This is a genomic window from Bacteroides sp. AM16-13, assembly GCF_003602705.1.
GTDB lineage: Bacteria > Bacteroidota > Bacteroidia > Bacteroidales > Bacteroidaceae > Bacteroides > Bacteroides xylanisolvens.
This window is the reverse complement of record NZ_QTLK01000002.1, coordinates 85,080-108,383: the sequence shown is the minus strand read 5'-3', so window position 1 is coordinate 108,383 and position 23,304 is coordinate 85,080. Positions and strand designations below refer to the sequence as shown.

Here is a 23,304-nt window from a genome sequence, read left to right as displayed (position 1 = left end):
TTAATTTTCTTGGGTATTAAACAAACGGGTTAAATCTCCAACAATTGGGATTGCTCCATACTTTCCTGATAAATAATCTTTTTCAAACGAAGCATCATTACGTACTTTATACTCTGCCAATGAATAAAGTTCGGTTGCACCATAGCGGTCTTTTTGTGTAAACCAAACCTGATCCCGCCGGAATATATTAGCACTCAACAAATTTGTATCGTGAGTAGTGAAAATTAATTGAGCATTTTGGGGATTTGTTTCTTTTGAATTAAACAAGGCAATAATTCTACATGTAAGAAGAGGATGCATTTTAGAGTCAAATTCATCTATTATAAGACGCTTTCCATTATCCAAAGCATCAATGATAGGGTATGCCAGAGAAAAATACTTTATTGTACCTTCCGATTCATTTTTCCTGAATGGGAAAGTTATAGTTTTGACTTCATGACCTTCCTCGTCATATTGCGTATGTGTACTCACAATAGCATTATCAATTTTTTCAATATTTTCAATACCTAAATCAGCATAACGGGAAAACTCTACAATTCTCTGTTTCATTTTGATATCATCCAGTTGGATAGTTACTGTATTCCATATTTTTTCATCGTTAGAACCTGAAATAATAGTGGTATCATTCAACCATTTCATTATCTCTACTGCTGTCGGATCATTGAATTGTGCCGCAACAGAAAGCAATAATGCATTTGCCCTTACCATTCGTTTACCTGCAAGTTCTTTACCAACGACAAACTTAGTATGAATATCAAAATTATCTTTTTCCCGATAGAATAATTCAATTTCCTTAGCTCTCTTTTTATTGGCTTTTTGATAAAGCCATTCCGAATGTACCAATGAATTATCAGCTTCAAATCCATAACGATATTGGTTATCTTCATCACAGAATATTGCTTCAAAATAACTTGGTTCGTTCGCAGTAAGTGAGTTTAACCGGAAACTTTCTATATTAACACGTTCGCCTGCTTGAATATCCTTCGATGAATTTATCACATACCACTTAAAGAACTCCAGTGCCTTTATAAAATTAGATTTACCTGATGCATTAGCACCATAGACTACCGCGCTCTTCATTAATGATAATCCGGAAGTCCCTACATTAAAGATTATATCTTCAGCCGGAACCTGTATTTCTTTCAAAGCTGATGCTACTAATGACAATGTAGACTGTTCTTTGAAAGATAGAAAATTTCCTATTGTGAATTGAATAATCATATCTTAATTGCTTTATTCGAGATTTTATCACAAATATACTGTTTATTTTATGATATAAGGATATGTATTAGGCAAATTATATTATTTTATGTCTAATAACATACATTCCCGCTTTTAAAGAAAAAAATATCCCATCCTATATCAGCACGATAGTAAGAGATGTAATTGGTATAGTATATCGCATTTCCTTATAGAATATTAAATCAAAATCAATATACTTTCATTATAGCTTTTTCTTCTTTCACCAATTTCCTCCATCTTTGAAATGCCCTCATCAGCGTTTCTTCCTGTACCAGTCCTACCATTTCGTAGTGCTCTACGAATTGTTCTATTGACTTTTTAAACATCACTCCTTTATTAAACTTATTATCCAATAGAAAGGAATATAATTCCGCTTTCATCTCCGTTTCTATTTCCTTTTCTATAATCAATGCACTATCGTTTCCGATATAGTTATAGACTTCCGGATTCTTCCCATTACGCGGTTTGGGCAGTACAAAGCAAATATTTCCAATTTCTTTCCATGAAGTATTTTGCGGATGAGGGACAGATAGTTGATGAAGGAAGTGATAAACTGGAGTAATGTGGGAGAGATGGATAGGGATAAGTCGTTTGGAAGAAGAAGGAGAGGAAGAATGAGACTGGTTTTCTGGATCGGGTTCTAAACTTTGTCGATATCGGACATACATATATCCAGCCAAATATGGCTTGATATTAATTGTAACTGTAACCATGGGATTTTTTTTTAAGTTTGTAATAAAAAAATATGTATATACAGCCCCTTGGACTGTGAATTCCGTTTGGTTTATTGAGAATATTCCCATGGTTATCGGGACGGAATTCTTCTTTTTATAATAAATTGATATACAGTGTATTATAGATACTGTTTTTTGGTTTAAAACCAAGGAGCCGTTCCTTTTAAAGGAACGACCTGTTTCTCACCGAGGAACGCCTTGTTCCTTTTAAAGCAACGGATGGTTCCTTAAAATCCGGGAACAAAACTAGCTGTAATATTCTGATCTTTCAAAACGCATAGTTGAGGTACCATAAGTAATATGTAAATATAAATAACCACCCTTACACATCGTTTGTTTTGCGCGTGTATAAACGTTTAGTATGTCACAAAAGATAATTGAATAAGTTGGATAATAATTTAACAATGTTTATCCGATAAGTCCTTTTTATAGTTATCTAACCCTCATTTTAGTGATTTATAGAACTATTTTGGACGAAACTTCGGAATCCATGTGCAATTTCAGAACGTTTTACTTTAATATATATTTATTTTGTAATTTCGCATCCGATAATCATTTATTAACGCAAGCAAAAGCAAAATATTCAATATACGCATCTGATGAAAATACAATATATAGCAATTCTACTTTTGATATGTTGGGGAAGCATTTTAAAATGTTCGGCCCAAAAGGTAGCAGTAAAAACAAACCTGTTCTACGGTGCATATTCAGGTACTCCTAACTTGGGAGTAGAGTGGGGACTTTCTCCACGCACTACAATAGAACTTGGCGCCGGACTTAACTGGTTTACACCCAATAAAGCATCTTCAAATAAAAAACTGGTGCACTGGCTCGGTACAATGGAATATCGTTATTGGACATGTGAAAGATTTAGCGGACATTTTTGGGGGATACACATAATAGGAACACAATATAACATAGCCGGTCATCACTTGCCACTTTTATTCGGGGATAATTCCAGCCATTACCGATATGAAGGATGGGGAGCAGGAGGAGGCATCTCGTATGGTTATCACTTCCTTCTTAGTAATCGTTGGAGCCTTGAAGCAAATATAGGTGCAGGATATGTGCGGCTACATTATGACAAGTTCCGGTGTAAGACTTGTGGTGAAAAGGTCGGAACAGAAAACCGCAATTATTTTGGACCAACTAAAGCTGCAATCTCACTTATATTTCTTATAAAATAATACAACCATGACAAAATTAAGATCATTCCTATACCTGTTAATCATATTCCTGACCATTTCTTCTTTATCATACGGAGAAGAAAATCCCAAGAAATGGTATACAGGAATTATACAGCCAACAGCTCTTGAACTACAGCAAGCGGGAGATTCATTACATATTCAAATACTTTACAACTTTGATAATATACAAGTCAGCTCCAATCATTCTATAGAACTGATACCAGTATTGATTGCTGCAAACCATCAGATGGAATTGCCGGAAATATCCATTAAAGGTCGTAAGAACTATCAGAATCTGAAACGTAAACTTGCTTTGATGAATACGCAGGAACGTGCTTTTTACCAGTCAGAAGCTCCATACTCCATATTAAAAGGGTATGGAATGACTGGAAAAGAACAGATTCGGTACTCGTTGATAATTCCATTCGAGCCATGGATGAAGGATGCATATTTGAATGTAAGGAAAGAAGTGATGGGCTGTTGCAGGCCAGGCAGGTTACTATCAGCTATTCCTCTTTTTGGTGCTGTTACTTTGGAGAAACTTCCCGTCCCTTATCAAATCACTCCACATATTAGTTACGTACAGCCAAAAGTTGAACCAGTCAAAAGTCGTGAGATGTCATGTGAAGCATTTCTGGACTTTGTCGTATCAAAAACCGACATTAAACCGGACTATATGAATAATCCGATTGAACTAAAAAAGATATCCTCCATGCTTGCCGAAGTGAAAAATGATACAGCCATTACCATTCGTGGAATATCAGTCATTGGTTATGCTTCACCGGAGGGTTCTGTCCTTTTTAACAAACAGCTTTCCGAAGGACGTGCAAAGGCACTTGTTAATTACCTTCTCCCTCGTTTCCCTTTCTCTAAAGAATTATACAAGGTGGAATATGGTGGCGAAAACTGGGAAGGACTACGTAAAATGGTTGCAAGGTCTGACATGGCAGAAAAGGATGGAATTCTCCATATTATAGATCACATACCAGTTGAAATAAACTACCGAACGAATACCAGTCGCAAGAAATCGTTGATGTTATATAAACATGGCAATCCTTATCGGTTTATGTTGCGTGAGTATTACCCACATCTGCGTAAAGCAATCTGTAAAATAGAGTACGATGTTCAGAATTTTAATATAGAACAAGCAAAAGTGCTGATTCATAGTCGGCCACAAAATTTGAGTCTGAATGAAATTTATTTGGTTGCTCTAACTTACAAAAATGGTTCACCAGAGTTTATCGAATTATTTGAAACAGCCGTTAGCGTCTTTCCTGATGATAAGATTGCCAATCTGAATGCCGCTTCGGCTGCACTTTCACGTAAAGACACTCTTTTGGCAGAAAAATACTTAAAGAGAGCAGAGACTTCCACACCGGAATACGAAAATGCCGTGGGAGTATTACATCTGCTAAGAGGTGACTATGAACAAGCAAAGCTACATTTAAATAAAGCTGCTGAATCCGGATTGAAACAAGCAAATCTCAATCTGGAGGAATTAACCAAAAAAGAAGAGAATATCGAATTGATGAGTAAACTGGATTATTGATTTTTTATATATTATAATTATCTTTTTATTTACAACATTTAAACATTTAACAATGATGAAAACAAGAAGTTTTCTATTATCTACATTGGCAGTTTTTATATTTGCCGGCTGTAGTAGTGAAGATGCCCGGGAAGGGAATATTCCGGGTGGTGAACTGGATGGCAAAGCGTATCTGTCGCTTTCGCTGCAAAGTCACACAGCTACTTCAAGAGCAGTAGATACCAAACCGGGAAGTTCTGGGGAAAGTAAAGCAGGGACCGTCAAAGTTTTATTATTTGACGAGGATGATGTGTGCCTTGATGTGGTTGGTTTTGATGGTTTGACCGTGGGGAATAGCGGAGGAGCAGATGCAGGCGGGGCAGGGACCCCGGAAGCTGCGGTTAGTGAGGCAAAATTAGTACCAGAGAAAACAAAAAAAGTATTTGTGGTTATCAATCCTTACGCCGACGGGAACAAGGGATGGAATTTAACTGCAGATGCTGTAAAAGGCAAACCTTGGTCTGTAATTAACACTGCTATTGAGGCAGTTATTGCCAACATCGCTACCGATGAGAATTTTATGATGGCGAGCGCAGGTAAAGGCACTGGCATAGAAGGGGCATTAACGAAAGTAACGGTACATAAGCCGACTGCATATACCAGTGAGGCCATCGACCAAGCAAAAACAGACGCACAGAACAGCCCTACAGAAATCTCTGTAGACCGATTGAGTGCAAAAGTAGAGCTTGCAGTTAAGGACATTTTTACTACCAAACCTGATGGTGCTACATTTACTTTCGGCGGTTGGGAATTAAGCGTTACCAATAAGAGTGTGAAACTGTATAGTGAACTTATCACTTACGATAATGCCACGACTGGAGCGGTTTATCGTCGGGATAAGAACTATTTAAAGAGCGAACAACCTGATATTAGTGATAATAGTACTATGGAAACTAATATGGATGCAGCTTTCAATTATCTAAAAAATATAGACAGTGATACTGACCCTATACCTGAAATTAAACGAGATAAAGGAACGAGCTGCTACTGTCTTGAAAACACCATGGACGCTAATGCACAGCAATTAGGATTCACTACCAAGGTGGTAGTAAAGGCTACGTACACTCCTAATGGTTTGACCCCAAATAGTAGTTATTTCTCTTGGAAAGGAAACTATTATACATTAGACCAGCTTAAAGAAGAATACACAAAAACTGGTAGTGGCGGACTAAAAACAGACTTGCCTATATTCTTAAAGAAAGCAAAGCTCGTGGCTGGAGATGCCGATCAAAGCACTATAGACAATTTTATTACAAACCTTCAAGCGAGCGGACTTACTGCGAAAACTGGTATCATCGGACGTTTTTGTGCCGTGCGTTACTATCATGAATCTGTTTGCTATTACGATGTCCTGATCCGTCACGACCAGAGTGTAATCGAAAAGATGGCTTTAGGCCGATACGGAGTAGTGCGCAACAACTGGTATCACCTGGACCTTCAGAGCGTGAGCGGCCCCGGAACACCGTGGATTCCCGATCCGTCTGATCCTGATCCCGACAATCCTACGCCTCCGGATACTGATGATGACGAAGCAGATGCTTACCTTTCTGTAAAAATCACTATCAATCCATGGACTTACTGGACACAAGGTGTTGATTTGCATTGATAAATGGGAATTAAAAGACACATAAAGAAATACAAAATAATCCTTGCCGCTTTTATAGTGGCAGGGATTAACGGTTGCGATGTCTTTCATGACGACCTCGATCAATGTGACCTCTTTCTAAAATTCCGATATGACTATAACATGGCAAATAAAGACTGGTTCGCCGAACAGGTGGAAGAAGTAAAGGTTTTCGTGTTCGATACGCAAGGAAAATATATACAGACACTTACTGATAATGGTCATTCGCTAAAAAGCCCGGACTATCGTATGCTGATACCCTATCGCTTGAAAGGCTGTACAGCTGTTGTATGGGCTGGAAAAACGGATAAATTCTATCTACTTCCGGCAATGACCGCAGGTGATCCGATAAATAAATTAACGCTGAAATATGAGCCGGAAAACAACATAAGCAACAACCATCTTGATGCATTATGGCATAGCGGTCCTCTATTAATGTTTTCTTCGGAAAATATCAGCAATACGGAAAACGTCAGCTTGGTGCGCAATACTAATGATATAACGATAGGCATTACGCGAGGAAATAATCCGGTGGATGCTTCAAAATATGATATACAACTAATAACTGCAAACAATTTTTATGACTATAAAAATAATGTAGGTGAGAGTAGCAAAAATATAATTTACCATCCTTGTTCAGTTGAAGAGGAAGACAGTAAGACCGCCCTACAAACTCGCCTTCATACTCTTAGATTTATTAAGGATGCTGATATGACTTTTTCTATCACCGAAAAAGCGTCAGGAAAAACAATAGACATCGGAGGAAAAACAACCATAAACCTTATTGACTACCTGTTGATGAGTAAACCGGAAATGATGGGCGAACAAGAATACCTCGACCGCAGATACGAATGGGATATCAACATTCGCATCGGAGATAAGGAAGAGAATGGCTACATTGCATTGAGTATAACCATCAATAATTGGACCTACTGGTTCCAACCAACAGATATGTAAGTTGTTTTTTTAAACGGAATTATGGCACGATTAAGGATGAATATAACTATCAACATAAAACTTTCGGCAAATGTCCTGCTTTTGACAATGTTTACCCTGTTTGCTTACTCTTGTACAAAAGAGAACGAAGTAACAGGCGCACGTATTTACGAAGGAGAAAAGATACCGATGAGTATTAAAATGGGGACGCGCAATACTACCACCGACGAAGATGAAGTCATAAAATCTGTACGTGCAATTGTGTTTAATGACAAGAACGAACTGGTATACAACGACGTTTCTGATGCTTCCATAATCGATGGCATATACACCGCTTCTATAAGGGCAGCACGGGGATATAACAACATTTACATCATCTGCAATGAAACACCGGAGCTTACCGAAAAGCTCGCTACCATTACATTGGAAAATGAAATAGAAAAAGTGACATTCTCTGCCATAGGTATCGTTGCTCCTCCGCCCATGTATGGAAATGTGGCACGTGCCTATGTGGAATCCCGCAGCGACGGAAAAAACGCCACAGTAACAATTAATGATATTAAAATGACGGAACTGCCGGTTAAGGTAAACCGTATGGTATCCCGCATCAGCTTTACGGCAATTAAAAATATCGCTAATGAGGATGAGGATTTTAAAGTAACCAAACTGAATGTTAAAGTATGTCGTATGCCGGTCGCCACTCCTATAGGAGAAGGGCAGGTATATACGAAAGATATTTGGTCGGATGACCTTACTATCCCGGGGACAGGCGAACTCGATAATAATGGTACATATACAATAAATGGAGATAACTACACCATACAAGACGGGGTGGATTTTATAACAACTCCCGCTACTTATATTCCCGAACATATATTGTCCGACCCTCAAAATGCATCACACGCAACTTATCTTAAAATCGACGCGCAATGCGTGCTTAAAAACGGAAGTACGCAGGTATTGAACTGTATCTATCTGCTGAATATCGGTCAGAATCCCCCTAAGAACCATAATCTGACACGAAACAACCATTATCAGATATACGCCACCATTACCGGTATGGGTGCAATGGGGCTATATGCGGAAATAGTGGCAATGGAGGAACATGATATTACCATCAACTGGAAACCTATCGACGGGCTGGTCATTGTAAGTGATAAGGCGGCAGACTATGACGCGGTAGCTGATACATCCAGAAATGTGAATATTTGGAATGATTTTAGTGTTTATTCGGGTATACTGAAAGCATACCATTCGGAGACAGGATATAAGGATGTCTTGTTCAAATACGGCAGCCTGATAGCCGTGTACAGTGACCCTGATACTGAAGATGGTACAAATTTCGTTCCACCTACCACTGCCGAAGCATTGAACGATGTACTTTGGTATCCCAGTTCATACGATCCCTTAACTATTACAGGATGGAGTAATGTCCCTTACCTGGCTGGCGGTGAAATCTCCGCAGGCAACACCCCTGAACAAGTCAAACAGGGCTTGGGAGATCCATGCAAACTCGCCGGTCTTTCCGAAACCCAAATCAGGGATATGGGAATCGTAGACAATGGGCAGTGGCATATGGCTACACCTGAAGAATATAATCATATTATAGCGGCATCAAATAATGAAGTAAGTTCGTACGGATACCTTTCGTACCATTGGCTGTTATTCCCTCACAACCGATACAGGGATGAATCCGGTGCGTCACGTGGAGACGGTACTACCGGATGTTACTGGAGCAACAACGCCTCTTTCTTTGATTTTTCAGGTACTCCGACGGTGACTGCAAACCTTCGAGCCGATAAGGACAGACGAAACGGATATATGGTTCGTTGCGTCCGCAACGAAATACCGGAAAGCTATATGCGAGTAGGCATTATCATCAGCCCTGATTATCAGGGAACGGAAAGCGGTAAAACAGCTTATTTTGGTATTGATTCGAATATTCCTTACTGGACGGCTACACTTGTCACTTCAGGAACGAATGTGGGAACGGCAACTACCGATGATTTCTCGTTTGAATCCGGAAATGATGCCGTACATACGACACACGGCAGCAATACCCAAAATATCCCTATATATGTCAAACGCAAAGAAAGTACTTCATCCCGTTCGTTTAGGGTAAGGGTGGAAGGTATCGGATTGGACGGACAGACAAAGAGTACACTACTCACAATTTCACAAGCCGGGTATCAGTTACGTGCCAGTTCCGAATTAAGCACTTTGGACGTTTTACCTCAAGAGGGAGGCACTTATAATCTAAATATCAAGCTTACTCCTACAGATGTCCCCATACCTGCGGGAAATTTGTATGTACAAGTTGTTTACAGTGGCGAACAAATAAGTGTCAGTGATAAAGTAGAGACTGCATCGAATACATATAGCTATCCTGTCTCAATAACAATCCCGGCAAACAAAAATCCGAGTCTTATCGGCATTACGGTTTATATCGTTTTAGAGAGAGAGACCGGAGTAGGTATTGCCATTAGCAGTCTGTCTATTGATCAGAAAGGTACCAAATAAGAAAAAGGATGAAAAATATGATGATAAGCAGATATAATATGAGAATAAAAAACAATGATAAGACGTATTTTCGGGCAGTTTGCATTGTTTTGTTTTCACTGGCATTTACAGGGTGTACAAAAGACGGCCTGAATGAGTTCGGTCCGGGAAATGCTACAGGAAAAGTGGTTATGGTTAGTTTGAATGTCAGTCTTCCGCCTATCGAAGAACCAACATCGACAAGTGAATATACTACTGTTAAGCCATTCTTGAGAAATGAAAACAGCTCTGATTCATCCTTCACAGTCGTATTGGAGCGAGAACAACGTGCGGCAACTACCAGAGTTTCCGATGGCACGACAAAATTACACAATCTCTGGCTTTTCCAGTTTAATGAGGATGGTTCCATGAATGGTAATCCCCATAAGTTGAGTGATACGGCGACTGCTATAAATGATATGTTGACAATAGATGTCCCCCTTGTAGTAGCAGAGAATCAAACCTTATACCTGTTAGTCTTAGGCCCCAAACTTGACTATGACATGAGTGGAGTGAGAACTCTTGATGAACTCAAAAAATGGAGCTTTGATTATCTAATTAATGTAGAAGGGCATACCCAATCACTTATCACCGCAGATGATGAAGTGCCGCTTGCCGGAGAAGTGTCGGGTATCACTGTTATGGACATCGACGGAGGTGACCATGGTTTGGTAGAATATAACAAACCGGCCGGCTTTGTGGGAGGTATTGCAATAAAGAAGTTGATGGCACGCATTACGTTCCGTTATAAACTCGAAGTGGAAAATTACAAATTGCAGGGTCTTAAATTACTGAATGTCAACAGCAAAGTGCGGCTCACCAATCCCGAAAAGAATACCGATAAGGATACTTATGTCACGTTTGAGATAGATGAATTTGATGAACCCGATCCCAATGGTTTCTATTCCGCAACGTGGTATGTTGCGCAGAATTGTCAAGGGACAGTAGCAAGCATAGCAAGTGAAAGCCAACGCTACTACAAAGTGGTCAATGGAGTTTCATCGGGCAGTGCCCCCATATTGGGTATGCAGATAGAGGCATGGGCATATTCTACCTCAACATCGGCAACGGGTGAGTATGCAATTTACCAAATGTATATCGGAAATAATAATACAAATAACTTCGATGTGAAACCCAACCATTTTTATAATTTGCGTACCACCATTAATGCGGACATAAACTCGGCAAAAAACGATGAACGAATCAGGGCATACACTGTCAGCCAGTATGTGGAGTTTCACGCCAGTAAGAACGTGAGTGTCAGCGGAGGCAAATTCGATAATAAATACAATACTTCTAGTGAGAAATATGATCTGGATGCAGCTTATGAGGTCCGGCCGATAGTTGTCCAAACTCAAGGACGGATGGTGGAAGTGGGTGTATATACAGATGAAAGCTGTACCCAACATCCCACACCGAGTTGGCTCCGCCTGTCTTCTTCTTCCAATTACACAGATGCGTATAACAATGCTAAAGAACCTTTGGGTACATATATCAAGGCTAGCACTATACTCCCTACCCAATTGAAGTTTTATCTATATAATGATGAATATATTGATGACGGAGAGGGGAACTTTCTTGATCCCGGTGCAGATGCTACGGAGGGAAAACGATCCTTGTATATTAAAATAACTACCACAACCAATGGCGATGCGGGGGAAGCACTTCAAACTTCACATATATTTCGTTTAGACCAGCGGGCGGCAATTTACCTTGGACGTTTAGGAGGAGAGAGAAACGGGGATGGAAATTACACTATGGGGTTAGTATACACTAGAATGTCTTTGCGATCTACATCCTGGTTATTGGCAGATGTGAAGCCGGGAACTACCAGAACTGGCTATGCACGCATCAAAACGGCAGAATTATCCTATGGAACAGACAATATGGATAATGGTAAAACGGCGACCCGGCATTTAGCGGAAAATACTTACAATCAAAATTGGATTGACAAGTATGTCCCGATTCCACAGAAAGATGCATCCGGACATGTGTTATTATATCAATATCAATACCCTGCCAGTACTTTTAGCGCAAGGGCGTGTTATGACAGAAACAGAGATGAGAACGGGGACGGGATAATTGATGAGAAAGAGTTCAAATGGTATCTTCCCGCGTCAAACCAGTTGTTAGGAATTTGCGTGGCTGCTTTACCGGGACTTGGAGGTGGGACCTCAACGACGGAGTTTATATCACCACCCTATTGTTATTTCATAGCAGCTTCCAGCGGTAATTTTTGGAGTCCAGACAGAGACTCCGGTTCAGATAGATGTGTCAGGGATGTGACTTCTCCTTTTGATGCTCCATATTGACCATAAGAATTTAACAGTATAAATTGAAAAGAAGAATGAATATATTTAGATTAACAGTCATGAAATTTTGTATCTTGTTTTTTATTCCACTAAGAGTACATTCTCAATCGACAGAAATATATACAGATTTAAGAGGGAATAAATATGCGGCAATCAATTATAAAGGAATGGTGAAATACAAGGTGGAGGACCGGAGCAAAAATACAAACTTCCGCAGTTATATTCAGTTATATAAATACGATTCAGATAATAAGCCCCAAGAGGAAAAAGATGAAAGCGGTAATAATGTCTTTGTATACCGAACGACACGGCATACAGAGAGGCAAAAAGAAGGAGGAGGTGACTGGAAGGTGTCAGGTTATTTTCTCGTTTCGCCTGATATTGTAAATAAAGAAGGAGCAGCAAAAGCACAAACGATGGATTGGGCTACGGCAAACGGATATCTTACTAGTGCCAACACCAACGTTTATTCGACTCCCAGTTTTGCAGTTACCAAGGGATGTGCCGCATATCGCGGGAAAGATGGTCTGGATGAACCTGGAACCTGGCGGGTACCTACGCGTGGGGAATGTGCATTGATTTTGCTTTTTTATAAAAAAATGGAAGAGACTCTAGAAATAACCGATTTTCAACCATTCGCTTTTTTACCAAAAGACCCTACTTATTACTGGTCTGCAACCGAGCAAGGAGGATATTCTAAAGGTGTATGGTCAATGCGATTCTATCCTGATGATCATATAACAGGATATTGGATATATGCAGGTTATAACGATAAAACGCAGAAGTCCTATTATCTCCGCTGTATCCGGGATATTCCCCAATAATGAGTTACGAACAAAATTTATCATTAGTTTATATACAAACTTATTATCATACAAAATGAAAACGATAAAAGCAGAAATATTAATGATTGAAGGAGCGCCGTTTCCTGTCATCAAAGAAATATATGATCCTTCAAATGAAAGATGTAATGGGATCATTACACCGGAAGCTCCCATTGTTATTACCGGTCACAATCTGGATATGCTGACATGGGAAAGTACCAATCTATATCTTGTCTCTTCCGTAAATGACAGAATGTTGATAGAATGTGAAGATATCCATAAATATTCGGACGATAAGGTCTATATGACAGTTCCTGATATTAATGAAGGTGAATATTTCCTGGCACTGATGATTTTGATGAAAGATAAAGAAAGTTTTTTATACATCTTTCCCATATCTTTGGTTGTACAGTTTGCTCAATCGAAATGGCACGACTGACGTTCGTATGATAAAAATAACGACAAACAACATAATTGATAAATAGCAGTCCATGGAAAAGAACCAGCCATATAAGCAGGATAAAGTATTCGATAATATATTGGAAACAGAAGAGTTCAATGTCTATACTAAAATAGACGATTTACCTCTTGATGAAAATCCTACATATCTTGAAGAAGGGATAAATGGGATATGTACGGGAGGAAGTGCGCTTTTTAATGTTTTTGGAAATAAGCAACGGATTGTTCCCAATGATTTGGTAGTCATTTTTCCTTTTCAGCTGGCTTCTGTCACGGAGGTTAGTGATGACTTTTCAATGACATTTCTAAAAGTGTCCAAAAGCCTGTTTATGGATACGATAAGCGGAGTATGCACACCGACCCTTGATTTCTTTTTCTATATGCGAAAGAACTTCAGTATTCCGCTATACGATGAAGAATGTCAACGCTTCATTCATTTTTGCCATATACTGATTTACCGTATCAATTTGCCCTGCAACTTATTCAGACGGGAATCTATCATGCAACTGTTGCGCGTTTTCTATTGGGATATATATGTAGCTTATAAAAGAAATCCGAAGGCGGCCGAATTAGTAAAATATACCCGCAAAGAAAAACTTTTATTCGACTTTTTTTGTTTGGTGATCGAATTTCATACCGCAAGCCGGGATGTTGCGTTTTATGCGAAAAAGATGTGTGTGTCCGCCAAGCATCTTACAATGGTAATTACCGATATGAGCGGCCGTTCGGCAAAAGACTGGATTATAGAATATTCCATTCTTGAAATAAAGGCACTTTTACGGGATTCTGACCTTGAAATAAAAGAAGTGGCCTCACGCACGAACTTCCAGTCGAACTCTGTTATGACAAGATTCTTTCGTGAACATACCGGTATGACTCCGTCTGAATACAGGGAGAGAATTTACGTTAAAAATAAAATTGATTAATAATTAGTTGAGTTATATATGAAATACTGCCTGTGAAGGTCGTCTATTGTTTGTTTTGTTTGTGTGGTGCACCTTCTTCCAAGAGTAGGAAAGGAGGTGCACCTTTTTTATAGCTAAAAAAGAATAGATTAAAATGTGGAATAAACAGTTTAAAATGCTATATTTGCAAAATAGTCGCATTTTTAATATATTGAAGTATGATTTTAGAATTTAAATTTAAAAATTTCAGATCAGCTAAGGATTGGCAGATATTAAGTTTTGAAGCCTCTGCAGATAAGGTTTCAGAAGAATATTACTGTACCACTATCAACGATACGAAAGTATTAAAACTCGGTATCCTCTATGGAGCTAATGCTTCAGGAAAGACTAACGTATTGCTGGCACTTGACTTCATACGAAAAATAGCCATTTCTCCTAAGATAAACAAAATGCAGCCTATCGGGTTTACTCCGTTTCTCTTGGATGATACGACAAAGAAAGAATGTGGAGTATTTGAATTGACTTTTTTTGTAAACAATATGAAGCATATCTATTATCTTGAAGTAGATAATAGTGCTGTTCTAAAAGAAACACTTAAATATTATCCCGGTAAGCAACCAGCCGAAATATTCTCCCGAGAGACCATTAATGGAATCACTCATATCCGATTAGGAAGCAAAGTCAAACTCAATGTGGCCGAGCAGGAAAAGTTGCAGGTAAATACACTTAGTAATATGAGTGTTGTTTCAGCTTATGCTACAGCTAACTTTATGTTTCCTGAATTAGAACGTGTCTATAACTATTTCCTGAAGCAGTGGTTGCCTATACTCTTGCCCCAAACGGATTTGAAAACATGGACAACAGGAGAAATGGAAGCAGAGAAGGAGAATAAATCCTTTTTATTAGATTTACTGCACCGTGCAGATTTTAATATATCCGGTTTTGATGTTCAACAAAATGAGAAAAATAAAAAAGATACGGATTTGATATTTGAACATACGATTGTAGCCAATGGAACATCTTCTGTTCATTACCTGCCTGATATACTTGAATCAGCAGGAACAATGCGCTATTATGGTTTGGGAACTATTCTGAATATATTACTTGAAAGAAATGCTATCATACCTGTTGATGAACTTGAGAATTCGCTGCATCCGGATTTATTTGCCCATTTCATCAACTTATTTTTGGTTAATTCGACTTATTCGCAGCTGATTTTCAGTACGCATAATCTCCAATCATTAGACACCGAGGATTTACGTAAAGATGTAGTCTGGTTTACAGAAAAAAAGGATGATGGTTCAACAGACCTGTTTTCACTTGATGACTTCAATATCCGCAATGGCGTTTCGTTTCTCAATGCATATAATGCAGGGAAATTTGGCGCCAAACCAACGCTGGGCGGTATTTTTATTCCTAAAAAACGATAAGTATGGCACGCGAAAAAAGAATAAAAGAAACATCTCCATTGATATAAACAATCCGCACACTTCATATTCAAGGGTATTTGAAGTGTTTGAAGAACTATTACAGAAGAGATAGATAAACTATCGTTTCAATTCTATCTGACAAATTAAGTAGCTTAATTTAATTTGAATCAGGAAAATATAGTGAGTACAAAACAGAATGTTTTTCGTCTTATCTATAAGTAAAAATATAGACTGGAATGAAAAGCCGACTGAAACAACGAATATTTGCACTTTCTCTATTAGCATGGACAGCCGTATGCCCTGCCGATGCACAGCAAACACGCTCACTTCGCGATCAATTCTTAAACCCTTCTGACGAAGCAAAACCCTGGACCTTTTGGTATTGGATGTATGGTGCCGTGTCTAAAGAAGGGATTACAGCCGACTTGGAGGCAATGAAACATGCCGGATTAGGAGGTACTTATCTGATGCCGATTAAAGGTATTCATGAAGGTGCCCAATACGATGGCAAGGCGCAGCAGCTAACTCCCGAATGGTGGGAGATGGTACGTTTCAGCATGGAAGAAGCAGATCGTTTGGGGCTGAAATTGGGGATGCACATTTGTGATGGTTTCGCATTGGCGGGAGGCCCCTGGATTACTCCCGAAGAATCTATGCAGAAAGTGGTTTGGAGCGATACGATTGTAAACGGAGGAAAGCTGATGGCTATTCGCTTGCCACAACCGGAAGCCTATGAAAATTATTATGAAGATATTGCATTATTCGCTTTGCCAGTAGAAGACGCAGCGGACGAGATGCAGGCAAAAATCACCTGTGTCAACCTAGCTACGACAGGAAATGTAAAAGCCGCTCAAACGGTAAATATGGATGCGGCAGGAGTGATCCGTTCATCATATCCCTGCTATATCCAGTATGAATACGGGCAACCTTTTACTTGCCGGAACATCGAAATCGTTTTAAATGGTAATAATTATCAGGCACATCGCTTGAAAGTAATGGCTAGTGACGACGGAGTGAATTATCGTTTGGTTAAGCAGTTGGTCCCTGCCCGTCAGGGATGGCAGAATACGGATGAGAATTCAACTCATAGTATTCCTCCGACTACTGCCCGTTTCTTCCGTTTCTACTGGACTCCTGAAGGGAGCGAACCGGGAAGTGAAGATATGGATGCTGCCAAATGGAAGCCCAATCTGAAAATAAAAGAATTACGCCTGCACCGGGAAGCCCGTCTGAACCAATGGGAAGGAAAAGCCGGACTGGTATGGCGTGTTGCTCAAGCGACTAAAGAAGAGGAAGTCGGGAAACAGGATTGCTATTCACTTTCACAAGTCATCAATCTAACAAAGCAATATACCGGTCATTCGAATGGAAAAACATTGACCGCCACTCTCCCCAAAGGAAAATGGAAATTACTTCGCATGGGACATACAGCTACCGGGCATACCAATGCGACAGCGGGAGGTGGAAAAGGATTGGAATGTGATAAGTTTAACCCGAAAACGGTACGGAAGCAATTCGATAACTGGTATGCACAGGCATTTGTAAAGACCAATCCCGAAATAGCTCGTCGTGTACTGAAATATATGCATGTCGACAGTTGGGAATGTGGCAGCCAAAACTGGAATAAACGTTTCGCTATTGAATTTCAGAAACGTCGTGGCTACGATTTGATGCCTTATCTACCTCTATTGGCAGGTATTCCGATGGAAAGTGTCGAACAAAGTGAAAAGATTCTGCGAGACGTACGTACTACCATAGCAGAACTCATCGTAGATGTGTTCTATCAGGTATTGGCGGACTGTGCGAAAGAATATGATTGCCAGTTCTCGGCAGAATGTGTAGCTCCGACGATGGTAAGCGATGGTCTACTACATTATCAAAAAGTAGATCTTCCGATGGGCGAATTTTGGTTGAACAGTCCTACACATGACAAACCGAATGATATGCTCGACGCTATTAGCGGAGCGCATATCTACGGAAAGAATATTATTCAGGCTGAAGGATTCACCGAAGTGCGTGGCACGTGGGATGAATACCCCGGAATGTTGAAAGCCTTGTTGGATCGTAATTACGCATTAGGAATCAATCGCCTTTTCTACCATGTATATGTACATAATCCCTGGCTGGACCGCAAGCCCGGCATGACATTGGATGGCATCGGACTTTTCTTCCAACGGGATCAGACCTGGTGGGATAAAGGCGCAAAAGCCTTTTCCGAATATGCTACCCGTTGCCAGTCGTTATTGCAATATGGGCATCCGGTAACAGACATCGCAGTCTTTACAGGTGAAGAAGTGCCGAGGCGTTCGATATTACCGGAACGATTGGTTCCTTCTCTGCCGGGAATCTTCGGTGCAGAACGAGTGGAAAGTGAACGCATCCGTCTGGCCAATGAGGGACAGCCTTTACGTGTACGCCCGGTAGGTGTTACCCATTCAGCTAACATGGCTGATCCGGAGAAATGGGTGAATCCGCTTCGTGGATATGCATACGATAGTTTTAATAAAGATGCAATCCTTCGTTTGGCGAAAGCAGAAAACGGACGAATAACGTTGCCGGGTGGAGCAAGTTATAAAGTGTTAGTACTGCCTCTTTCGCGTCCAATGAATCCCGAACCTGTATTGTCATCGGAAGTGCAGAAAAAAATCAATGAACTAAAAGAAGCTGGCATTTTGGTACCTTCTTTACCTTATACAGAAGAAGATTTTTCCGTGTATGGCTTGGAACGTGACATGATCGTGCCGGAAGATATTGCCTGGACGCATCGTCGTGGCGAACTTGGCGAACTCTATTTCGTAGCCAACCAAAAGGACGAAACACGCACGTTTACTGCAAGTATGCGTATCAACGGTAAGAAACCGGAATGTTGGAATCCGGTGACGGGTGAGATGAATATTCATCCTTCCTATCGTATCAACGGAAACCGGACGGAAGTTACTCTCACATTGGCTCCTAACGAGTCCGTATTCATCGTATATCCTGCGGAGGGAGTAGATGAAGGCTATGGAGAGTCCTCTCTCCAACTGCAAAAGGAGAAAAAAGACACCGCCAAAGCCCCTTTAAACATAGCTTTGGAGGCAAAGGAATATACTATAACTTTTGCAGCTAACAAAAAAACGCTCACACGAAAAGAACTTTTCGACTGGAGCCAAGAATCGGACGAACAGATACGTTATTATTCGGGGACAGCGACCTATAAAACCACTTTTCGCTGGAAAAATAAACCGAATAAAGACCAACAGATTTATCTGAATCTGGGAACAGTTTATAATTTGGCAACTGTTCGTGTGAATGGCGTAGATTGTGGCACAATCTGGACAGCTCCTTATCGTGCAGATATTACAGGTGCCTTGAAAAAAGGAATTAATGAGCTTGAAATAGAGGTTACAAATACATGGGCGAATGCACTGGCAGGAGCTGATGAAGGAAAAGCGCCGTTTGATGGCATTTGGACTAATGCAAAATATCGCAGGGCAGAGAAAACGCTGCTTCCGGCAGGATTACTCGGACCTTTGAGTTTTTCTACCACAGAATAAAATAGATTTTTAAGGCACGGATTACGCGGATTACACGGTTTATGAGAATCGTATTACATAAAGTAACAGCGCAATCCATGTAATCCGTGCCCAATTCATTATAATATAGCTAAAGTATGAAAAGTTCAATTATTAAAACAGGTACAATGTTGGCAGGTTTTCTGCTTGCTGCCTGCCTGTCAACACACGCAGAAGTAAAGCTACCGGCTATTTTTTCTGATGGCATGGTGATGCAGCAACAGACCAATGCAAACCTTTGGGGGACGGCGACTCCTTATAAAAAAGTAACAGTGACCACTAGTTGGAATGGAAAACAATATGCAGCAACAGCAGATAAAAATGGGGCATGGAAACTGACAGTAGCTACTCCCGAAGCGGGAGGTCCTTATACTGTGACCTTTGATGATGGAACCAAAAAGACACTGAATAATATTCTGATAGGCGAACTTTGGCTTTGTTCCGGACAAAGTAATATGGAAATGCCGATGAAAGGATTCAAAAACCAACCGGTAAAAAATGCCAATATGGACATTCTTCACAGCAAGAATCCACAAATCCGTCTGTTTACGGTGAAACGTACTTCTACATTCACTCCGCAGAATGACGTTATCGGTTCCTGGAAAGAAGCCAATCCGGTTAGTGTCCGTGATTTCAGTGCAACAGCCTATTATTTCGGGAGACTGGTAAATGAAATATTAGATGTTCCGGTCGGATTAGTTGTAGCAGCCTGGGGTGGTTCCGCCTGTGAAGCATGGATGACGGCAGACTGGCTGAAAGCCTTTCCGGAAGCGAAGATTCCTCAAACGGAAGCCGACATAAAATCTAAAAACCGTACTCCGACCGTGCTTTATAACGGTATGTTACATCCGTTAATCGGTATGACCATGAAAGGAGTGATTTGGTATCAGGGTGAAGATAACTGGAATCGTGCCCATACGTATGCTGATATGTTTACCCGATTGATTAACGGTTGGCGTGCCGAATGGAAACAGGGAGATTTTCCTTTCTATTATTGCCAGATAGCTCCGTATGATTACGGGATTATTACCGAAAAAGGAAAGGAAGTGATAAATTCGGCATATCTCCGGGAGGCACAGGCAAAAGTAGAACATCGTGTAGCTAACAGCGGTATGGCTGTATTACTGGATGCAGGAATGGAAAAAGGTATTCATCCCGCAAAGAAACAGGTTGCAGGCGAACGCCTGGCTCTTCTGGCTTTAACTAAAACGTATGGAGTGGAAGGCGTGAATGGCGAAAGTCCTTATTATAAAAGCATTGAAATAAAGAACGACACCGTAGTTGTCAGCTTCGAACGTGCCAATATGTGGATTAGCGGCAAGAACTGTTTCGAATCGAAAAACTTTCAGGTAGCCGGCGAAGATAAAGTTTTTTACCCGGCCAAAGCATGGATAGAACGTAGTAAGATGCTAGTGAAAAGCGATAAAGTGCCGCACCCGGTAGCTGTACGATATTGTTTTGAAAACTATGTGGAAGGAGATGTATATTGCGACGGATTGCCTTTAGGGTCTTTTCGTTCGGATGATTGGTAATCGCAAATAGACAAGGTAAAATATGAAAAATATATGAAGAGATTTTATCTGATTATAACCATACTGTTTGTTGGCGTGTCGGCTCTTTGGAGTCAGCATGCCAATGTCATTTGGAATACTCCCAGTCGTAATTCTTCTGAATCTATGCCTTGCGGTGGTGGAGATATTGGGATGAATATATGGGTAGAAGACGGTGATGTTATGTTCTATGTGAGCCGTAGCGGTACATTCGACGAAAACAACTGCCAGTTAAAGCAAGGGCGTGTACGTCTCCGCCTATCACCCAATCCTTTCAAAGACGCTAAAGATTTTCGTCAGGAGTTGAAGCTGAAAGACGGATATGTAGAAATCACGGCAGGAAACACACAGATACAATTTTGGGTAGATGTTTTTCATCCGATTATACATGTAGAGGTAACAAATGCACAACCGTTGCAGACTGAAGTCTTTTATGAAAATTGGCGCTATCAGGAACGACCTGTCAGAAAAGGAGAGGGGCAACAGTGTTCCTACAAATGGGCTCCCCCGAAAGGTACTGTGACGGAGGCCGACTTTATTTCTTTAGACAAAATTACTGATTCAACAGGAAAGGCTGAAACAAATAGGACTTCAATAAAGAGGAACCAACTTCTGTTTTATCATCGCAATCCCGAACAGACCGTTTTTGATGTAGTTGTAGCTCAACAAGGAATGAACGAAGTCAAATCTCAAATGATGAATCCTTTGAAAAACTTGACTTTCGGAGGAACTCTTTTTGGCAAAAACTTAGAATTTGCAGGCACTGCGGATGATGTATATGCCGGCACAGACTATCGTGCCTGGAAGTTTCGTTCTTCCAAAGCAGCCCGGAAAGAACATATCTGTATTGTGTTACATACAGACCAGACAGAAACAATAGAAGAATGGGAGCAGGGACTACAAACTGCTTTGCAAAGAATAGCCCCCAAAGGTAAAGTTTCATCGAAGATTATCATACAGGATAAAAAACAGACCCGTTCGTGGTGGAATTCCTTTTGGCAACGCAGTTTTATCGAAGCAGAAGGGGAAGCAAAAGAAATAACTAGAAACTACACCCTTTTCCGCTATATGCTAGGATGTAATGCTTATGGCAGCGTACCGACTAAATTCAATGGCGGACTATTTACCTTTGATCCTTGCCATGTCGATGAAAAACAATCTTTCACTCCCGACTACCGGAAATGGGGAGGTGGCACAATGACTGCACAGAATCAACGTTTAGTATACTGGCCGATGCTGAAAAGCGGAGACTTTGATATGATGCCTTCCCAGTTTGATTTTTATAACCGCATGTTGAAAAATGCAGAACTGCGAAGCCGTATATATTGGCAACATGATGGAGCTTGCTTTAGCGAGCAGATCGAAAATTTCGGTTTGCCGAACCCCGCAGAATATGGTTTCAAACGACCGGACTGGTTCGACAAAGGATTGGAATATAATGCCTGGCTGGAATATGAATGGGATACGGTTCTTGAATTCTGCCAAATGATATTGGAAACAAAGAACTATGCAAATGCTGATATTACCCCTTATTTACCTCTGATCGAAAGTTCGCTGACATTCTTCGACGAACATTACCAGCAACTAGCTTCCCGCCGAGGACGGAAAGCGTTGGATGGCAACGGACATCTGATTCTTTTCCCGGGTTCTGCTTGTGAAACATATAAAATGACCAATAACGCAAGCAGCACCATCGCCGCCCTGAAAGTGGTATTAGAAACATACGGAGAGAAAGAGGAGATGCTAAAAGCAATACCTCCGATTCCATTGCGATACATAGAAATAAAAGATACGTTGAATCCGACTATTGCTCCGGTCTTGAAGCAAACAATTTCGCCCGCCGTAAGTTGGGAACGAATTAATAATGTTGAAATGCCACAACTTTATCCAGTGTTTCCATGGCGTATTTATGGAGTAGGAAAGGAGGATCTGGATATAGCCCGTAATACCTACTTTTATGACCCGGATGCCATCAAGTTCCGTTCGCATACCGGATGGAAACAAGATAATATATGGGCTGCCTGTTTAGGCCTGACCGAAGAAGCAAAGAAACTATCTTTAGCCAAATTATCGAATGGACCGCATCGTTTCCCCGCATTTTGGGGACCGGGATATGATTGGACACCCGATCACAACTGGGGAGGTAGCGGCATGATAGGACTTCAGGAAATGCTATTGCAAACCAATGGAGAACAAATACTCCTTTTCCCGGCATGGCCGAAAGAATGGAACGTACATTTCAAACTTCATGCTCCGGGCGAAACAACAGTAGAAGCCACTCTCAAAAACGGAAAAGTGACGGACTTGAAAGTTTTACCGGAAAGTAGAAAAAAGGATATTGTTATAATGATTGAAAAGGAAAAATGATAATTTTGCGGAGTGCCCTGAAAGGGCTTAATTATATAGCGTAGGGCAACGCCC

15 protein-coding genes are annotated in these 23,304 nt (G+C 40.5%); 13 read left to right on the top strand and 2 right to left on the bottom strand.

What is annotated here, in order from left to right; translation table 11 throughout:
* Together DW173_RS01890 and DW173_RS01885 are read right to left on the bottom strand one after the other, a co-directional pair.
* Positions 1 to 1,221 carry an AAA family ATPase gene (locus tag DW173_RS01890; protein ID WP_120143545.1) on the bottom strand — a complete coding sequence of 407 codons (1,221 nt, stop codon included), beginning with the start codon at positions 1,219 to 1,221 and terminating at the stop codon, positions 1 to 3.
* 209 nt (positions 1,222 to 1,430) lie between these two features.
* Positions 1,431 to 1,955 (bottom strand): hypothetical protein, encoded by a 525-nt coding sequence (locus DW173_RS01885; RefSeq protein WP_055235018.1) that lies wholly within the window; start codon positions 1,953 to 1,955, stop codon positions 1,431 to 1,433.
* 620 nt (positions 1,956 to 2,575) lie between these two features.
* On the opposite strand from DW173_RS01885, the gene DW173_RS01880 reads away from it, so the two are divergent.
* The 13 genes from DW173_RS01880 (at position 2,576) to DW173_RS01820 (ending at position 23,250) form a co-directional block, all read left to right on the top strand.
* The gene (locus tag DW173_RS01880; RefSeq protein ID WP_004314797.1) at positions 2,576 to 3,163 is read left to right on the top strand and encodes a DUF3575 domain-containing protein; all 588 of its coding nucleotides are present in this window, start codon (positions 2,576 to 2,578) and stop codon (positions 3,161 to 3,163) included.
* 7 nt (positions 3,164 to 3,170) lie between these two features.
* Complete coding sequence (locus tag DW173_RS01875) at positions 3,171 to 4,712, top strand: DUF3868 domain-containing protein (RefSeq protein WP_074911213.1); 1,542 nt, start codon at positions 3,171 to 3,173, stop codon at positions 4,710 to 4,712.
* A 55-nt stretch (positions 4,713 to 4,767) separates the two neighbouring features.
* Positions 4,768 to 6,357: an Mfa1 family fimbria major subunit gene (locus DW173_RS01870; protein ID WP_118299405.1), complete on the top strand. Its 1,590-nt coding sequence runs from the start codon at positions 4,768 to 4,770 to the stop codon at positions 6,355 to 6,357.
* Between the two features lie 3 nt (positions 6,358 to 6,360).
* Entirely contained in the window at positions 6,361 to 7,332 is a 972-nt protein-coding gene (locus DW173_RS01865; RefSeq protein WP_120143543.1) for a FimB/Mfa2 family fimbrial subunit, read from the top strand.
* Between the two features lie 21 nt (positions 7,333 to 7,353).
* Positions 7,354 to 9,831 (top strand): fimbrial protein, encoded by a 2,478-nt coding sequence (locus tag DW173_RS01860; RefSeq protein ID WP_120143541.1) that lies wholly within the window; start codon positions 7,354 to 7,356, stop codon positions 9,829 to 9,831.
* A 38-nt stretch (positions 9,832 to 9,869) separates the two neighbouring features.
* Positions 9,870 to 12,161 (top strand): DUF4906 domain-containing protein, encoded by a 2,292-nt coding sequence (locus tag DW173_RS01855; RefSeq protein WP_120143642.1) that lies wholly within the window; start codon positions 9,870 to 9,872, stop codon positions 12,159 to 12,161.
* Between the two features lie 59 nt (positions 12,162 to 12,220).
* On the top strand, positions 12,221 to 12,985 hold the full coding sequence (locus tag DW173_RS01850) for a DUF1566 domain-containing protein (protein ID WP_225449471.1): 765 nt from the start codon (positions 12,221 to 12,223) through the stop codon (positions 12,983 to 12,985).
* A gap of 55 nt (positions 12,986 to 13,040) precedes the next feature.
* Positions 13,041 to 13,424 carry a DUF4469 domain-containing protein gene (locus DW173_RS01845; protein WP_120143539.1) on the top strand — a complete coding sequence of 128 codons (384 nt, stop codon included), beginning with the start codon at positions 13,041 to 13,043 and terminating at the stop codon, positions 13,422 to 13,424.
* Positions 13,425 to 13,476: 52 nt separating this feature from the next.
* Positions 13,477 to 14,370 carry a helix-turn-helix domain-containing protein gene (locus tag DW173_RS01840; RefSeq protein ID WP_120143538.1) on the top strand — a complete coding sequence of 298 codons (894 nt, stop codon included), beginning with the start codon at positions 13,477 to 13,479 and terminating at the stop codon, positions 14,368 to 14,370.
* Between the two features lie 197 nt (positions 14,371 to 14,567).
* On the top strand, positions 14,568 to 15,779 hold the full coding sequence (locus DW173_RS01835; RefSeq protein ID WP_120143536.1) for an AAA family ATPase: 1,212 nt from the start codon (positions 14,568 to 14,570) through the stop codon (positions 15,777 to 15,779).
* Positions 15,780 to 16,015: 236 nt separating this feature from the next.
* Complete coding sequence (locus DW173_RS01830) at positions 16,016 to 19,315, top strand: glycosyl hydrolase (protein ID WP_120143534.1); 3,300 nt, start codon at positions 16,016 to 16,018, stop codon at positions 19,313 to 19,315.
* A 116-nt stretch (positions 19,316 to 19,431) separates the two neighbouring features.
* Entirely contained in the window at positions 19,432 to 20,865 is a 1,434-nt protein-coding gene (locus DW173_RS01825; RefSeq protein ID WP_120143532.1) for a sialate O-acetylesterase, read from the top strand.
* Between the two features lie 33 nt (positions 20,866 to 20,898).
* A complete protein-coding gene (locus DW173_RS01820; RefSeq protein WP_120143530.1) occupies positions 20,899 to 23,250 on the top strand; it encodes a DUF5703 domain-containing protein in 2,352 nt (783 codons plus the stop codon).
* Positions 23,251 to 23,304: the final 54 nt, after the last annotated feature.

Coding starts and splice junctions, on each gene's coding strand:
- DW173_RS01890 (WP_120143545.1), bottom strand. CDS start 1,221: ATGATTATTCAATTCACAATAGGAAATTTTCTATCTTTCAAAGAACAG.
- DW173_RS01885 (WP_055235018.1), bottom strand. CDS start 1,955: ATGGTTACAGTTACAATTAATATCAAGCCATATTTGGCTGGATATATG.
- DW173_RS01880 (WP_004314797.1), top strand. CDS start 2,576: ATGAAAATACAATATATAGCAATTCTACTTTTGATATGTTGGGGAAGC.
- DW173_RS01875 (WP_074911213.1), top strand. CDS start 3,171: ATGACAAAATTAAGATCATTCCTATACCTGTTAATCATATTCCTGACC.
- DW173_RS01870 (WP_118299405.1), top strand. CDS start 4,768: ATGAAAACAAGAAGTTTTCTATTATCTACATTGGCAGTTTTTATATTT.
- DW173_RS01865 (WP_120143543.1), top strand. CDS start 6,361: ATGGGAATTAAAAGACACATAAAGAAATACAAAATAATCCTTGCCGCT.
- DW173_RS01860 (WP_120143541.1), top strand. CDS start 7,354: ATGGCACGATTAAGGATGAATATAACTATCAACATAAAACTTTCGGCA.
- DW173_RS01855 (WP_120143642.1), top strand. CDS start 9,870: ATGAGAATAAAAAACAATGATAAGACGTATTTTCGGGCAGTTTGCATT.
- DW173_RS01850 (WP_225449471.1), top strand. CDS start 12,221: ATGAAATTTTGTATCTTGTTTTTTATTCCACTAAGAGTACATTCTCAA.
- DW173_RS01845 (WP_120143539.1), top strand. CDS start 13,041: ATGAAAACGATAAAAGCAGAAATATTAATGATTGAAGGAGCGCCGTTT.
- DW173_RS01840 (WP_120143538.1), top strand. CDS start 13,477: ATGGAAAAGAACCAGCCATATAAGCAGGATAAAGTATTCGATAATATA.
- DW173_RS01835 (WP_120143536.1), top strand. CDS start 14,568: ATGATTTTAGAATTTAAATTTAAAAATTTCAGATCAGCTAAGGATTGG.
- DW173_RS01830 (WP_120143534.1), top strand. CDS start 16,016: ATGAAAAGCCGACTGAAACAACGAATATTTGCACTTTCTCTATTAGCA.
- DW173_RS01825 (WP_120143532.1), top strand. CDS start 19,432: ATGAAAAGTTCAATTATTAAAACAGGTACAATGTTGGCAGGTTTTCTG.
- DW173_RS01820 (WP_120143530.1), top strand. CDS start 20,899: ATGAAGAGATTTTATCTGATTATAACCATACTGTTTGTTGGCGTGTCG.